Below are 14,618 nucleotides of genomic sequence, written 5' to 3'. Positions count from 1 at the left end.
ATACCTTATTAATCTTCTTCCGAAGCTATTCACTTTTTAAAATATCTGTGATAATTTTTAAATGATGCATTGTATGCACTTCCAAAAAACGAATGGTTTGTGCTTTGTCTAACATACCAAAAATAGGATGATCAAAATTTGCATTATTATCTAACTCTTGAAGCTTTTTAATATTCTTTATAGCTGTTACAATTTGTGTATGAATGTCTTTGGTTAAAATGATTTCTGGTGGACGAACACTTTTTGGTGATTGTGCACGTCCGCGCGGAATAATGCCACCTGTTAAAGATACAATTCTAGGAACGTTAAAAGAGCTTTCATAGGTTGAAGGATTTGAGTTTTCAAGTGATTCCGTTAGTGTGTTGATAGTTTTCAACATATGATCTAAATGCCAAGCAATATTTGCTGTTGAAATTTCTACATTGTCGATATCTCGAAATTCAATATTGTTTTCGATAGTTGAAATTAATGGACGGAGTACTTCTGGATTTGATTGATTCATTCTAAATTTTGTAAAAAAGTATAAAGAAATAATAAGTGCAAACACAACTAAAATGATACGTCTTTTCATGCTGATGAATTTTAATAGTTAAGAAAACGCCTTATTCATGGTGAACAAAGCGTTCTCAAGAATTAAATAAACTAAGTTTCTAAAACTGTAATCTGTAACCGACATCAGGGAAAAAACCAATTTGATCAACCTGATCTACATTATTAGTCAAACGATTATAACGTCTTACAAAAACATTTTCCTGGTTGGTAACGTTCTGTAAATCCACAAAAAACTGATGTGATAATTTTTTTGATTTGCTATTAATTTTGATTCCAAACTTTATATCCCATCTGAAGTAATCATTGTATTGTTGACTAAACGCAATATCTTCTTGCAATACTTCAAAACCAGCTTGTTGTGAAGCTTGTAAATCTACAGGAGTAAAATAACGTCCGCCAGCAAACGTAACTCGTGTATCAAAAAACAGTACATTTTGCTTTGCTTTCCCAATGGCGAATTCACGTCCAGCTAATACATTAAAAACATAACCGTTGTTAAAAGGTGTATTACGTTCAATGCCGTCACTTCCTTCATATTTGCTTTCAAAAATTGAAGTCGTTAACAAACCATAATAACCATCACTAAAGAATTTTTCTAGCGTTAATTCCAATCCTTGATTATATCCTGTTCCATTGTTTGTCAATGAAACCCTATCGTTATCAAATACAAAATCAGTTCCTTCCGTTAGGGAAGAGTAACTAGATGGAAAAGCTTCAACAGCAGCTTTATCAATGTCTTGATAATATACTTCTAACTTTCCGCGCCAACCTCTGGCAATTTTTACATCATAACCCAATACATAGTGTGTGCTTTTTGTGAAATCTAAATCAATATTTGTTTGTACTAACTCGCCATTAATTTCTTCGTTCAGAAACAATAAAGGTAAAGGTGCTTGTTGATGATGAATTCCAAAACCAAAATTTAAACTATGTTTTTGGGCAATTTTATAACGCAACGCTGTTCTAGGTTCAAATACAAACTGATTATTTAAGTCACTGTATTGTGCATGCAAGCCAGCATTTAATGTTAACTTTTTAGTCAATCGAAATTGTCCTTGAATATATGGTTGTAGCAAACCAAAACTTTCATCTGTATTTCGAAATGTAAATAAATCAGGATCGCCGTCGTTGTTAAGATCTGGTTGTTTTTCACGATCGCGTAATAACGATTCTATTCCAAAGCTTTCATATAAAACACCAGTTCGTAGCGTAATTTTATTACTCAATTTTGTATTGAAAAGTGTAGAAAACGTAAAACGACTTTGTGTATCATCAGCTTCTGTATATCGTATAACACGTTCTTGAGGTGTGTCTTTATCAATAAAACGATCCGATTCAAATGTATTAGTTGAGGTTGATAAAGAAACGATTGTTTTTAAATAATTTTTGCGCCCAATATTCAATCTGTGATTCAATCCAACCACACCAAATCCTGATTCTACAAAAGAATTTTCATCTTCTGCAGAAAATAAGTCATCTTCATCAATATCATCGCCTAAAAATTCAATATCAGAGTTTCCAAGAATTCCAAACAAACTTAAATTTCCAAACTTTCCAGTTCCAAAATCTACATTGAATGAAATATCACTATAGTTTGGAGTAGCTGAAGTTCCGCCAGCACCAACACCTAATAACCCAACAAGTGAATAACGTGCCGCTACTAAAAACGAACCTTGTTTTTTACCTAAAGGACCTTCTGCCATCGCTTCTACACCTGTAAAAGCACCAACTTGCGCTGTATATTCATAATTGTCAATATTTCCTTTTCTAAAGCCTAAATCAAATACACCACCAAGTGCATTTCCATATTCCGCAGGAAATGCAGAAGTTAAGAAATCTGAGTTTTTTAGCATGTTTGTATTCAATGCAGAAACAGGTCCGCCAGTAGTTCCAAGAGTAGAGTAGTGGTTTGGACTCGGAATAGGGACACCTTCCAAACGCCATAACAATCCTGTTGGCGAGTTTCCTCTAATAACAATATCATTTCTACTATCATCAGGAGCAGAAACTCCAGCGAAATTTGCGGCTAATCGTCCAACATCACTTCGTCCACCAGAAAAGCGATTCACTTCTTCCAAACTAAATTGTCGTGCAGAAACGGTTGCCAATTTATTAATAGTTCGGTCTTTATTTGTTGGAGGCGCTAATACAACTGCATCAAGTTGATCAAAAGCTTCTTCCAAACTAACATTTATAATCGCATCTTTTCCAGTAGTTACTACAATATTTGGAATGGTAATCGATTCAAAACCAATATAACTTACTTTGATACTTTGTCGCCCAACAGGAACATTTTCAATTGTATAATAACCATTTATATCTGTAGTAACTCCGGTGGCAATTTTTGCATTGACTAATTCAATTGTTGCGCCAGGCAATGGTGTTTCTGATTGTTTGTCTAAAATTCTACCCTTAATAATTCCAGTTTGTGCAAAACTGAATGAGCAACAGAGTATAAATAGCACGGTGAGTTTATTCATGATTTCTTAGTTTTGACTCAAATTTGAAATAATCAAATTAGGGGTGAAATCAAGAAAACTTAAGTTGTGGAATTTTTACTTGAGTTGTATTACAGCATGTTTAAGTGTTGATTATGCGGTGTAAAAACTAGAAATTCAATTGAGTGTTTTAATTTGACAGTTCAAGTGTTTATTTAACAATTCAAGCTACGAAGTCTATTTTGAAGATAAATATCTGGTTATCTTTGGATTTACTTGTAGATAAGAGCATGATTCAAAAAGCATATTTAAAGAAACTATTAATTCGATTTATCATTATCACGGTGGTGTTTTTTTTAGTAAAACTAACCATTGATCACGATGAAATGGAACCTGCTGTAGATTTTACAGCAATCTTTTATTATATCTCTGCTTTTACCTTATTTATGCTGACTTGGGAAGTGAATGATTGGTTGGTGCGTCGTGAAAAAAAATCACCAGTAATTGTAAGTGTTACGATTTCGAATAGTATAAAAAAATTGTTGATAACAATGGCGATAGTATTGCCTGTAGCAGCAACTATTTATTATATAGGAATTTTTGAAATTGACGCTATTTGTAATGTAGATATTGGAAAAGAATGGTTGCGATTTCGAATCGATTTTTTGCGTGCAACTTTGATAACAGCTTCTTTAACCATATTTAATCAGTTTTATAGAACAACACAAGAAAAGAAAGAAATAGAAATTTCATTACAGTTGTTGAAACAGGAAATGATGACTTCAAAATACAATTCGTTAAAAAGTCAGATAAGTCCGCATTTTTTGTTTAATAGTTTAAACACGCTGACTTCGCTCATGTATGAAGATCGTGATTTGGCTTCTGATTTTGTATCACGTTTGGCTTCTTGTTATCGTTATATTTTAGACAATAGAGAAACTGATTTGGTAAGCTTGGAAAAGGAACTACAGTTTTTAGATTCTTTTATTTTTATGATGAAAGTCAGGCATGATGGCGCTATTGCAATTCATACAAATATCAACACACAACCACATAAATTTGTTATTCCAACCTTATCAATTCAGATGTTAGTGGAAAATGCTTTGAAGCATAATTACTATTCAAAAGAACAACCTATTACGATTGATATTTTCACAAAAGATAATACATTAATTGTTCAAAATAATATGCGGAAGCGTTTGGATTCGCAAGCATCAACACAATTAGGATTGGTAAATATTAAAAAAAGATATGCGTTTTACACAAAAACCAAAGTATTGATAGAAGAAAGCGAAACACAATTTAAAGTAAAAATGCCATTATTGTCAAGTGATTTGATTAGCGAACAAAAAGAAAGCACAGAAACTGTAAGCGTATGAAATAAACCATAATTATTAGTTGATACTTGTTAAAATGGCTACTGGTGAATTCCATCTGACTAAATTCATAAAATAAAAACAAATAAATGAAAGCGTTAATTATAGAAGATGAAGATATAGCTTCAAGGCGATTGCGAAATTTGATTGAAGAATTGGCGCCCGATTGTGAAATTTTGGCGCAACTTTCTTCTGTAGAAAGCGGCCATAAATGGTTTAAAAAAAATGATTTGCCCGATTTAATTTTTTTAGATATTCAATTAAACGATGGATATGGTTTTGATATTATAGATCGATTAGAAAAACATCCGCCAATTATTTTTACAACTGCATATAATGAATATGCTATTAGAGGTTTTAAGTATAATGGATTGGATTATTTATTGAAACCTATTGACAAAGCCGAACTCAAAAAAGCATTAAATAAATATACCGAAACGATAGACAATCGCCAGCAAAACACAACCGATATTGATACGTTGCGTCATTTATTCAAAAAAGAATACAAACGTCGTTTTATGGTAAAAGTGGGCAATCAGTTTAAAACCTATAAGGTGGAAGATATTGCTTATTTTATGGCAGATGAAGGTGTCATTTTTTTATATACAAACAATGGACAAAAATGTCCAATAGAATATACCATTGATCAATTGGAAGAAATTTTAGATCCAATTCACTTCTTTAGAATCAACAGGAAATATATGGTTTCAGTAAACGCAGTTCAGGAAATTCATAGTTATTTCAACAGTCGATTGTTGTTAAAATTACATCCTTCACAAGAAGAACAAATCATTGTTTCACGCGAACGTACTACCAATTTTAAAAAGTGGTTAGATATGTGAAATTTGAACCATTATCAAAATATGCACTTTGATAATGGCTCTATATAAAATCACAAAGAATTATATACTAATGATCGCATACACGAACAGTGTTTTCGCAACCTACCGTAAAGCAATCCCACCAAGTTGCAGGAACAGGACAGTCTGTATAACATGTGTTATAATACTTATTGGTTAACTCACAAGTACGTCCAGAAACACCACCAATTACAGTGTTCGTTTCTAAGTTAGATATGTTTTTTTTGTTTAAACTAAGTTTAATTTTAGATTTTTTCATGATTGTAAAAGTTTATTATTATTAATTTTCTTAACATCCGACATTAGACCATCTTTTGTCAGCACTCGGAGCCCAACATGCACAATCTGTATGCGGTAAGGAAATCCATCCTAATCCACCTTTCAATTTATTTAAGTTAGAAACTACTGTTTTGTGTAATTTGGTTTTTGTTACGTTCTTTTTTTTCATAATTGTTAAAGTTTACATTAATTAATACCATGAAATTAGAATGTAATTTTACCGTAAACAATTTATGTAAACTTCGTTTTATAAAATGGAGGTCTCGTTTTATGAGTTAAAATTATTCTCAAATATCATCTGCAGCATTGTTTGCTTTCAAGCTGTCAGGACGTGTAGTTAGTGTATGTAAGCATAATGGATACTTAGTACAGCAAGCAGATTCTTCGCTTAAAATTAGCTTTCCTCCGTTGATAGAATTTAGATTTGCGACATTCGTTTTTGTAAACTTTAGAGAAACTGACGTTAATTTCTTTTTTTTCATGATCGATATTTTTTATAATAGATTTCTTTCGAAGATAGAAAATACAAAGGGTTGAAAGAAAAACAGCTACGTTCATTTTATGAAATAGCGGCTAGGTTTTTTATAAAAAATGAAGGATAAATCCCTGTTTGTTTCTTGAATGCTCTTGAAAATGCACCTTCACTTTTAAAACCTAATTCTTTAGCAATAGCTTTGACGCTATATGAACGTAAAACTTTGTCATTTTTCAATCTATGCAATACATAATTGATGCGTAATGCAGTGATGTAATTTTTAAAAGAGACACCTTTTTGTTCATTCACAACTTGTGATAAATAGGTTGTATTTGTGTTTAATTTTTTTGCAACAGAAACTAAACTTGTATTTGGCTTTAGAAACGAGTTCGATTTTTCTAGTTTCTCAAGACCTTCCAATATTTTTGAAATCTTTTTGTCTGAAATCTGATATTTATTCGTTGACTCTATAGCAATTGTTGAAGTTTCCTTTTCTGCAAGCTGTTTTAATAGTTCATCAAATTTTCTCTTGTTAGAACGTTGTTGTTGTTTGTAAGCTAAAAATAAGCTAATTAGCGCCACCAATAAACCTATAGATATGAACAGTAATGAAGTGTTTTGCCTTTCTTTTTGGTTCGATGTAAGTTGTAAGGTAGAAATTTTATCTTCAAGTGTTTTTTTATCGTATTTCTTTAAAATAGTATATCGGATTGTTTCTTGAATGGTGTCAGTATATGAAAATTCATGCGCCAAGCGATAGTTTTCCAATGCTTTTTCTGTATCGCCAATTTGTTCATAACTATTTGCTAATAAAGAAAGAACTTCTCTGAATTTAAAATCGTCAAAATCAATTTCTTTTTGCAATACTTTTATAGCTTCAAAGGATTGTATTGCTTCCAAAAACATTTCTTTTTCGTAGTACGATTTCCCGCGAAAGCGGTATATAGGATATAAACTTCGTTTTTTACCTAATAAAGTAACTAAGCTGTCTGCTTGTTGTAAAACGGCTAATGCCTCATCATATTCCTTTCTTTTATAATCTACAATTCCTTTTAATGAAAAATAATAACTCAATGCATCGGTGTCGTCTGTTTCAACACTAATTTTTTTGAGTTCTGGTAAATAATTAGCAGCTGCATTTACATCAAAATAAGTATATGCAGAGCAAAGCCCAATTAATGTATTTAGATAGAGTGTATGATAATTTTTCTTTTCTAATATTGGTGTGATAATCTCTTTATTTTTTAAAAATAATTCTGTTGCTCCTTGATGATCGTTAATAGTGTTTTTGATCATGCCAATACTGTGATTTGAATAAATTTGATAACGTATGTTTTTTGTTTTTCGAGCTAAAGAATCTAATTTCAAATAATACACAATAGCATCATTGTATTTTCCGAAAGTGAAATAGGTTTTTCCTTTATGGCTCAATGCTTTTGTTAACAATGAATCGTTTTTCTGATGCGTTGCATACGCTATACAATAATCAATGTATTGTAGAGAAGCGTCCATATTGCCAAAATAATTTTCGGAAGAAGCTTTTAATAAAAATGCCAGATGTTTTTCCAATTCATTATCTTCTTTTTTTGCTTTTGAAAGTAATGCTTCAGCATAAATTTTTGCAGATTTAGGATTGGTATACTCTAAGTTTTTATACTGTTTTTTTAAAGTTATATACGATTTTTGAAGTAAAGAGTCGTGTTCTTGCGCAATAACACTACTAAAAAAACATAGAATAAATAAGCAAGAAAGGTGGCAGCGGAAATTCATGAGGTATAACAAATTTTAAGAATAAAAAGCTCTACTCAACAGTTACTTAAATAAAATTTCTGTTACCCAAGATAATAAAAAAGAAAACCCTTTGTCATGTGACAAAGGGTTTCTATAAGAATATTTTAAATTCAGATTTTAGTATCTGTAGTATTCTGGCTTGAAAGGTCCTTCAACCGTTACACCAATGTACTCAGCTTGTTCAGTAGAAAGTTCTTCTAACTCAACTCCAATTTTAGCTAAGTGTAAGCGTGCTACTTTTTCATCTAAGTGTTTAGGTAACATGTATACTTCATTTTTATAATTGTCAGCATGTTTCCAAAGCTCGATTTGAGCTAATGTTTGGTTTGTAAATGAGTTACTCATTACAAAACTTGGATGACCAGTTGCACAACCTAAGTTTACTAAACGTCCTTCAGCTAATAAGATGATGTCTTTTCCGTTTACAGTATACTTATCAACTTGTGGTTTAATCTCTACTTTCGTGTTTCCATGGTTGTCATTTAACCAAGCAACAGCGATTTCGTTATCAAAGTGTCCAATATTACAAACAATCGTTTTGTCTTTCATAGCTTCAAAATGCTTTCCAGTAACGATATCTTTGTTTCCAGTTGTCGTAATTACAATATCAGCTTTACTAACAACATTTTCTAATTTTTTTACTTCAAAACCGTCCATTGCAGCTTGTAAAGCACAAATTGGATCAATTTCAGTAACTGTTACGATACTTCCGGCACCTTTAAAAGAAGCCGCAGTTCCTTTTCCAACATCTCCATATCCACAAACAACAACTCTTTTTCCTGCTAACATTACGTCAGTTGCACGACGAATAGCATCAACAGCACTTTCTCTACATCCGTATTTGTTATCAAATTTAGATTTCGTTACAGAGTCATTAATGTTGATAGCTGGCATTGGTAATGTACCATTCTTCATTCTTTCGTATAATCTGTGAACTCCTGTAGTAGTTTCTTCAGATAATCCATTGATTCCGTCAACTAATTCTGGGTAACGATCTAAAACCATATTTGTTAAATCTCCACCATCATCTAAAATCATGTTTAATGGTTTGCGATCTTCTCCAAAAAATAAAGTTTGCTCAATACACCAGTCAAACTCTTCTTCGTTCATTCCTTTCCAAGCATATACTGGAATTCCAGCATCAGCTATAGCAGCAGCAGCTTGATCTTGTGTTGAGAAAATGTTACAAGAACTCCAAGTAACTTCTGCTCCAAGTGCTTTTAAAGTTTCGATTAAAACTGCTGTTTGAATTGTCATGTGTAAACATCCTGCAATTCTAGCACCTTTTAATGGCTGTTCGTCTTTATATTCTTCACGAAGACTCATTAATCCTGGCATTTCTGCTTCGGCTAACTCAATCTCTTTTCTTCCCCATGCTGCCAAAGAAATATCTTTAACTTTATACGCTACGTAAGGAACTGATTTTGTGCTCATACTTTTTCTTTTTTTATAATTTGAATAAATATGGGTTGTAACCCAAAATATTTTTAAATTCGCTCTATAACTTTATAATGCTTTCTATGCGTTAAAAGTTTGCGAGTGCAAAGGTACTAAATAACTTTTTAATATAATGGCTCTTTACAAAACTATAACAGTAAATAAACATACTAAAGTGCTGATTTGGAAGATAGAAGAGTCTTTTGAAGAATTAAATAAGACTGTTACATTAACAAATCATTGTCAAGAACGACTTAATGGAATGCGTTCTGAAATTCATCAACGTGGATTTCTAAGTGTACGCCATTTATTAGCTGAGTTTGGATATACAGATTTTGATTTATATTATGACGAAACAGGAAAGCCACATTTAAAAGATGGAAAACATATTTCTATCACACATTCGTTTCAATTTTCGGCAATTATTGTAAGTGATACAATTCCTGTGGGAATTGATATTGAAAAACAACGCGATAAAATTTTACGTATCGCACATAAATTCACGCCATTACAAGAATATAATACCATAGCCAATCATGAAGCGTTGGTGCGTAAAGTAACGATTGTTTGGGGCGGAAAAGAATCGATTTACAAAGTATTTGCAGAAAAAGGACTAAGCTTTTTAAAGCATATAGATATTGATGATTTCGCTATGGAAGCTTCCCAAACAAAAGGAAAAGTGTATTATGGAAAAGAAACAGCAACCTATTCACTAGATTTTTTAGAATTTGAAGGATTTACCTGTGTATACGCTTTAGAAGAAAATCGTTAAACCGAACGTATTGAAAATGATCTACAACGAAATGCTTCAAGCAAAAAAAGACAAGCAAAAATTAGTAGCTGTCTTAATTGATCCTGATAAAATTGAAATTTCACATATTCCTGAATTCTTCATAAAAGTTCACAAATCGATCATTACACATGTATTTGTTGGTGGAAGTACGGATGAAGGAAAAAAGATAGAAACAGTCACAAAAACAATCAAGCAACATACACATTTGCCTGTATTGATTTTCCCAGGAAGTCATGAACAAATAACAGCAGCAGCAGACGGAATCTTATTTTTGTCATTACTATCTGGACGAAATCCTGAATATTTAATCGAACAACAAATTCTATCAGTTTCAAAACTAATAGATTCTAAGTTAGAAATCATTCCAACGGGTTATATTTTAATAGATGGCGGTGTAGAAACAGCTGTACAACGTGTGAGTAAAACAAAACCAATTTCACAAGAAGAAAAAACAGTAATTTTGCATACAACATTGGCTGGAGAATTTTCTGGAAAAAAACTCATTTATTTAGAAGCTGGAAGTGGCGCTAAAAAAATGGTCAAGCCAGAAATTATAAAACAAGTAGCAAAAAAACTACAAATTCCACTCATCGTTGGTGGTGGAATCCGATCAAAAACACAACTAAATGAAGCTTTCCAAGCTGGTGCAGATTTGGTTGTCATTGGAACTGCTTTTGAAGAAAATGAAGCCTTTTTATTAGAACTGAAAAAATAAATAACAAAAAGAGGTCTGAGGCACTCGAAGACCAATAAAAGAGTAAGTCAAAAAAATGAACATATCAGTAGAATTAACCTTAACACCTTTACAAGATGATTTTGAAACACCTATTATCAATTTCATCAAAAAACTCAGAGCTTCTGAATATACCGTGTTGGAAAATCCATTAAGTACACAAATCTATGGAGATTACGACGGTATTATGAAATTATTGACTTCCGAAGTAAAAATGGCATTTGAAAAGGAAAACAACATTCTACTGACGATGAAAATTGTAAAATCTGACAGAAGTAATTATGAGCCAACTTTTTGATTTTTTACTAGAGCCATATAGAGAAGCTACTTGGTTTGCTATTTTTTTAGAATTTTCTGCAGCAGTTTTTGGAATTGCAAGTGTCTGGTTTGCCAAAAAAGAAAAAATTTGGGTATATCCAACAGGAATTATTAGTACGCTTATTTACATATATATATGCTATGAATTTGTATTGTATGGAGATATGATTATCAATGTATATTACTCTATTATGAGTGTTTATGGTTGGTATATGTGGACACGAATTCGAGAAGATGTTAAGCTTGAAGTTTCACGAACTAATTTCTGGGAGAAGATAAAAACCATGCTCATCTTTATGTTTACAGCGGTTTTCACCTATGTAATTTATGTACAATACGATGTTATTGACAAACATTTAGATGTACAAGAAACTATTGATTTAGTCTTTTCAAGTTTTGGTTCCTTAGCAGAAATAAAAAAGATAACACCATATCTCGATACATTTACAACTGGTATTTTCTTTGCAGGAATGTGGTTAATGGCAAATAAAAAGATAGAAAACTGGATGTTTTGGATTTTTGGAAACATCATTTCAGTTCCACTATATTTTGTAAAAGGACTTGGGTTTACGGCAATACAATTCACAATTTTCTTAATTTTAGCCATCTTTGGATACATCGCATGGAGAAAAACCTTGAAAAACAAAGCAAAAGAAGCTTCAAAATAGTTGTTTTTGGGCCTGAATCTACAGGGAAAACAACGCTGGCAAAGCAACTTTCAGCACATTACAATGCTTCGTATGTGCCTGAATATGCGCGAATCTACGCGGAAGCGAAACATAAAAAAGGAGAAAAACTAACCGCAAAAGATGTGATGCCTATTGCGGAAGGACAGTTGCAATTGGAAAAGGTAGCTGCGCAAAACCGTTTGTTAATTTGTGATACGGATATCCTAGAAACGATTACATATGCTCGTATTTATTATCCTGAATATGATCTTAAAAACTTAGAAAAATATGTGTCAAAAAACACTGCCGATTTCTATTTTTTAACCTATATTGATGTGCCTTGGAAAGCTGATGGGATTCGAGATTTACCAAACGAACGAGAACGTGCATTTTCAGAATTTCAAGCAACCTTAAAAATATATAACCAACCACATATATTGCTCATGGGGAATCCTACAAATCGACTTAACCAAGCCATTACAGCAATAGACAAATTATTAGCAAACCATTGAAATTTTCAGACAAACATAGCAGGCAAATTGAAGAAAAAGGGTTAACCTTAACACAAGTTGAAGAACAACTAGACAAGTTTGATAGAAAGATTCCATATACAGATATCACTGAACATGCAAGTATTGATAGAGGAATTACAAAGCTTGATAAAGCTGCTGAAATAAAATATATAGACACTTACGAAAAAGAACATCATGCACTAGAAGTGCTCAAATTTACACCAGCTTCTGGAGCAGCCACACGTATGTTCAAATTTCTATACAAATTCTTAGATAATTACAATCCTAAAAAAGATTCGATAAACTCTTATGTAAATAAAGAAAGAGAGCCTGATGTTCGATTATTCTTTATAGGATTTGAAAAATTGCCTTTTTTCGATGATGTATTGAAATTTATGAATAAAACAGAAATTGATCGCATCAAAGATTCTGATGCATTCAATTATGAGTTTGTTCGTACATTATTAGCAGAAAAAGGACTGAATTATGGGAATTATCCAAAAGGATTGTTGCCTTTCCATAGATATAAGAATCATTTGTCAACGCCTTTTCAAGAGCATTTATTTGAAGCAGCTAGTTATGCTTGTCAGAATGGGAAATCAAAACTTCATTTTACCATATCAAAACAACATTACAATAAATTTATCCAAAAAGAACAAGAAATAATACATCATATTGAAGAAAAAACGAATTGTAAATTTGAAATTTCATATTCCTATCAATCTGAAAAAACAGATACGATTGCGGTTGATCTGAAAAATAGAGCAATTTTAGATTCCAATGGAAATCTAGTATTTCGCCCTGGTGGACACGGTGCTTTGATAGAAAACTTAAATGCAATTGATGCAGACTTAATTTTTATAAAGAATATAGACAATGTTGTTGTGAATACTTACGCAGAAGAGATTTCGCGTAATAAAAAAATCTTGGGAGGAAAACTCATTGAGTTGCAACAAAAAGCATTCAAGTTTATGGAAATGCTACATAATGGTGTTTCTGATGAAGAACTCAATACTGTTCTACACTTTCTTTTTGAAGAGTTAAATGTACAGATAAGCGAGGAATTTGAGAAATTTTCTAGAAAATATCAAATAGAATATCTCATAGAAAAACTAAACAAACCAATTCGCGTATGTGGAATGGTGAAAAATGAAGGTGAACCCGGCGGTGGACCATTTTGGGTAAAACATGAAAATGGTTCGGTTTCGTTACAAATTGTAGAATCTGCACAGATTGATAAAAAGAACGATTACCATCAAAGTATCTTAAAAAAATCAACACATTTCAATCCTGTTGATATTGTTTGTGGTGTAAAAGATTATCAAGGAAACAAATACGATCTAACACAGTTTGTTGATAAAAAATCATATTTCGTTGCTTCAAAATCGAAAAGTGGTAAGAAAATAAAAGCCTTAGAACTACCTGGCTTGTGGAATGGAGCTATGGCGTTTTGGAATACAGTTTTTGTAGAAGTTCCGTTGGTCACATTCAATCCTGTAAAAACTATCAACGATTTACTAAAACCTACACATCAAATAAAGTAGTTTTTATTTCTACGTAAGTGAAAATGTAATACCGAGAACAACTTAGACCAATAATCGTTCTCGATATTAACATGTTACAATTTAAACAGTACAAGGACTTCCGTCAGGATTTTGTCCGTTTCCAATAGTATGCCCACAACGGTGATATGCCGTAACTTCACATAAAGGAAATGTTACACAAAAAGTAGTTGCTCCTCCAATGATTGCATTTTCATTTGCAAGCTTTGAAATTTTTGCCGTTTTTAAAGACAATTTCTTGCCTAAATTCTGTTTTTTCATAATAATGATTTTAAAATGTTAAAGCATAAATGAACTACATTTAAATAGATTATAAAAAACATATAAACCGTAATTCGATAATTAGAGGACAAAAATTGAACTGTTTATCTAGTCCATTCCAACAAAAAAACGTACTCTAAAAAATGAAGCTGTTGCATCAAATTTTAATGTACGTTTTAATTTGTTTACGGTACTTTTTTAGATTAAAACTTACATGGAGTTCCGTCAGGATTTTGTCCATTTCCAATTGTATGTGTACAATATAGAGCTTCGGTTAATTTAATAGGTTCCGTTACTGTTTGACACGTATTTACATTAGAAATAATACATGGATTCTCTGTGAATCTTACGGCAGCCGTTCCTCCAAAAATTGCATTCACATTTGATAAATTAGAAATTCGAGTAGTTTTTAATGATAGTTTCTTGTGAAAATTTAGTTTTCTCATAATTAAAAGTATTTTGGTTATATACTAAAAATACTGATTTTCAGGATATAAAAATGTTAAAAAGAAATATTTACTTACGGTATGTGCGTAATTTCACTAAAGTTATATTTGAGATAA

At 31.8% G+C, this 14,618-nt stretch carries 17 protein-coding genes; 8 read left to right on the top strand and 9 right to left on the bottom strand.

Going from position 1 to position 14,618, the window contains the following annotated elements; all coding sequences use genetic code 11:
* Positions 1-25: 25 nt before the first annotated feature.
* Both Q0828_RS01470 and Q0828_RS01465 read right to left on the bottom strand, forming a co-directional pair.
* Positions 26-571, bottom strand: coding sequence for a DUF1569 domain-containing protein (locus Q0828_RS01470; RefSeq protein WP_298417079.1), 546 nt, complete (start codon positions 569-571; stop codon positions 26-28).
* 79 nt (positions 572-650) lie between these two features.
* Positions 651-3,032 carry a TonB-dependent receptor gene (locus Q0828_RS01465; protein ID WP_298417077.1) on the bottom strand — a complete coding sequence of 794 codons (2,382 nt, stop codon included), beginning with the start codon at positions 3,030-3,032 and terminating at the stop codon, positions 651-653.
* Between the two features lie 224 nt (positions 3,033-3,256).
* Between Q0828_RS01465 and Q0828_RS01460 the strand changes: the two genes are divergently transcribed.
* Both Q0828_RS01460 and Q0828_RS01455 read left to right on the top strand, forming a co-directional pair.
* On the top strand, positions 3,257-4,369 hold the full coding sequence (locus tag Q0828_RS01460; RefSeq protein WP_298417075.1) for a histidine kinase: 1,113 nt from the start codon (positions 3,257-3,259) through the stop codon (positions 4,367-4,369).
* Positions 4,370-4,455: 86 nt separating this feature from the next.
* On the top strand, positions 4,456-5,208 hold the full coding sequence (locus Q0828_RS01455; protein WP_298417073.1) for a LytTR family DNA-binding domain-containing protein: 753 nt from the start codon (positions 4,456-4,458) through the stop codon (positions 5,206-5,208).
* A 67-nt stretch (positions 5,209-5,275) separates the two neighbouring features.
* On the opposite strand, the gene Q0828_RS01450 is transcribed toward Q0828_RS01455, so the two are convergent.
* From Q0828_RS01450 to ahcY, 5 genes are all read right to left on the bottom strand, one after another.
* A complete protein-coding gene (locus Q0828_RS01450) occupies positions 5,276-5,485 on the bottom strand; it encodes a hypothetical protein (RefSeq protein WP_298417070.1) in 210 nt (69 codons plus the stop codon).
* A gap of 30 nt (positions 5,486-5,515) precedes the next feature.
* A complete protein-coding gene (locus tag Q0828_RS01445) occupies positions 5,516-5,674 on the bottom strand; it encodes a hypothetical protein (protein ID WP_298417069.1) in 159 nt (52 codons plus the stop codon).
* A 118-nt stretch (positions 5,675-5,792) separates the two neighbouring features.
* Positions 5,793-5,987 (bottom strand): hypothetical protein, encoded by a 195-nt coding sequence (locus Q0828_RS01440; protein WP_298417067.1) that lies wholly within the window; start codon positions 5,985-5,987, stop codon positions 5,793-5,795.
* Positions 5,988-6,064: 77 nt separating this feature from the next.
* Complete coding sequence (locus tag Q0828_RS01435; RefSeq protein ID WP_298417065.1) at positions 6,065-7,750, bottom strand: helix-turn-helix domain-containing protein; 1,686 nt, start codon at positions 7,748-7,750, stop codon at positions 6,065-6,067.
* Between the two features lie 138 nt (positions 7,751-7,888).
* The gene (gene ahcY, locus Q0828_RS01430; protein WP_298417063.1) at positions 7,889-9,205 is read right to left on the bottom strand and encodes an adenosylhomocysteinase; all 1,317 of its coding nucleotides are present in this window, start codon (positions 9,203-9,205) and stop codon (positions 7,889-7,891) included.
* 136 nt (positions 9,206-9,341) lie between these two features.
* On the opposite strand from ahcY, the gene Q0828_RS01425 reads away from it, so the two are divergent.
* Genes Q0828_RS01425 through Q0828_RS01400 form a run of 6 tightly spaced genes read left to right on the top strand, consistent with a single transcriptional unit; the run spans position 9,342 to position 13,776 of the window.
* A complete protein-coding gene (locus Q0828_RS01425) occupies positions 9,342-9,980 on the top strand; it encodes a 4'-phosphopantetheinyl transferase superfamily protein (protein ID WP_298417061.1) in 639 nt (212 codons plus the stop codon).
* A gap of 16 nt (positions 9,981-9,996) precedes the next feature.
* Positions 9,997-10,716 (top strand): geranylgeranylglyceryl/heptaprenylglyceryl phosphate synthase, encoded by a 720-nt coding sequence (locus tag Q0828_RS01420; RefSeq protein WP_298417059.1) that lies wholly within the window; start codon positions 9,997-9,999, stop codon positions 10,714-10,716.
* Positions 10,717-10,771: 55 nt separating this feature from the next.
* The gene (locus Q0828_RS01415) at positions 10,772-11,032 is read left to right on the top strand and encodes a YkoF family thiamine/hydroxymethylpyrimidine-binding protein (RefSeq protein WP_298417057.1); all 261 of its coding nucleotides are present in this window, start codon (positions 10,772-10,774) and stop codon (positions 11,030-11,032) included.
* Positions 11,016-11,720, top strand: a complete 705-nt coding sequence (pnuC, locus tag Q0828_RS01410) for a nicotinamide riboside transporter PnuC (protein ID WP_298417054.1) — start codon at positions 11,016-11,018, stop codon at positions 11,718-11,720. The genes Q0828_RS01415 and pnuC overlap by 17 nt, the downstream gene beginning before the upstream one ends.
* On the top strand, positions 11,675-12,232 hold the full coding sequence (locus Q0828_RS01405; protein ID WP_298417052.1) for an ATP-binding protein: 558 nt from the start codon (positions 11,675-11,677) through the stop codon (positions 12,230-12,232). The genes pnuC and Q0828_RS01405 overlap by 46 nt, the downstream gene beginning before the upstream one ends.
* Positions 12,229-13,776 (top strand): DUF4301 family protein, encoded by a 1,548-nt coding sequence (locus Q0828_RS01400; protein WP_298417050.1) that lies wholly within the window; start codon positions 12,229-12,231, stop codon positions 13,774-13,776. Before Q0828_RS01405 ends, Q0828_RS01400 begins: the two co-directional genes overlap by 4 nt.
* An 81-nt stretch (positions 13,777-13,857) precedes the next feature.
* Here Q0828_RS01400 and Q0828_RS01395 read toward each other — a convergent pair whose 3' ends face one another.
* Complete coding sequence (locus tag Q0828_RS01395) at positions 13,858-14,055, bottom strand: hypothetical protein (RefSeq protein WP_298417049.1); 198 nt, start codon at positions 14,053-14,055, stop codon at positions 13,858-13,860.
* Positions 14,056-14,258: 203 nt separating this feature from the next.
* Positions 14,259-14,501 carry a hypothetical protein gene (locus tag Q0828_RS01390; RefSeq protein ID WP_298417048.1) on the bottom strand — a complete coding sequence of 81 codons (243 nt, stop codon included), beginning with the start codon at positions 14,499-14,501 and terminating at the stop codon, positions 14,259-14,261.
* Positions 14,502-14,618 lie beyond the last annotated feature (117 nt).

Origin of the sequence: uncultured Kordia sp. (assembly GCF_947496985.1) — a bacterium.
In the GTDB taxonomy this organism is placed as follows: domain Bacteria; phylum Bacteroidota; class Bacteroidia; order Flavobacteriales; family Flavobacteriaceae; genus Kordia.
Note: the sequence above shows the minus strand (reverse complement) of the source record. Positions and strands in the feature narration are given on the sequence as shown.

Coding starts and splice junctions, on each gene's coding strand:
- Q0828_RS01470 (WP_298417079.1), bottom strand. CDS start 571: ATGAAAAGACGTATCATTTTAGTTGTGTTTGCACTTATTATTTCTTTA.
- Q0828_RS01465 (WP_298417077.1), bottom strand. CDS start 3,032: ATGAATAAACTCACCGTGCTATTTATACTCTGTTGCTCATTCAGTTTT.
- Q0828_RS01455 (WP_298417073.1), top strand. CDS start 4,456: ATGAAAGCGTTAATTATAGAAGATGAAGATATAGCTTCAAGGCGATTG.
- Q0828_RS01450 (WP_298417070.1), bottom strand. CDS start 5,485: ATGAAAAAATCTAAAATTAAACTTAGTTTAAACAAAAAAAACATATCT.
- Q0828_RS01445 (WP_298417069.1), bottom strand. CDS start 5,674: ATGAAAAAAAAGAACGTAACAAAAACCAAATTACACAAAACAGTAGTT.
- Q0828_RS01440 (WP_298417067.1), bottom strand. CDS start 5,987: ATGAAAAAAAAGAAATTAACGTCAGTTTCTCTAAAGTTTACAAAAACG.
- Q0828_RS01435 (WP_298417065.1), bottom strand. CDS start 7,750: ATGAATTTCCGCTGCCACCTTTCTTGCTTATTTATTCTATGTTTTTTT.
- ahcY (WP_298417063.1), bottom strand. CDS start 9,205: ATGAGCACAAAATCAGTTCCTTACGTAGCGTATAAAGTTAAAGATATT.
- Q0828_RS01425 (WP_298417061.1), top strand. CDS start 9,342: ATGGCTCTTTACAAAACTATAACAGTAAATAAACATACTAAAGTGCTG.
- Q0828_RS01420 (WP_298417059.1), top strand. CDS start 9,997: ATGATCTACAACGAAATGCTTCAAGCAAAAAAAGACAAGCAAAAATTA.
- Q0828_RS01415 (WP_298417057.1), top strand. CDS start 10,772: ATGAACATATCAGTAGAATTAACCTTAACACCTTTACAAGATGATTTT.
- pnuC (WP_298417054.1), top strand. CDS start 11,016: ATGAGCCAACTTTTTGATTTTTTACTAGAGCCATATAGAGAAGCTACT.
- Q0828_RS01405 (WP_298417052.1), top strand. CDS start 11,675: ATGGAGAAAAACCTTGAAAAACAAAGCAAAAGAAGCTTCAAAATAGTT.
- Q0828_RS01395 (WP_298417049.1), bottom strand. CDS start 14,055: ATGAAAAAACAGAATTTAGGCAAGAAATTGTCTTTAAAAACGGCAAAA.
- Q0828_RS01390 (WP_298417048.1), bottom strand. CDS start 14,501: ATGAGAAAACTAAATTTTCACAAGAAACTATCATTAAAAACTACTCGA.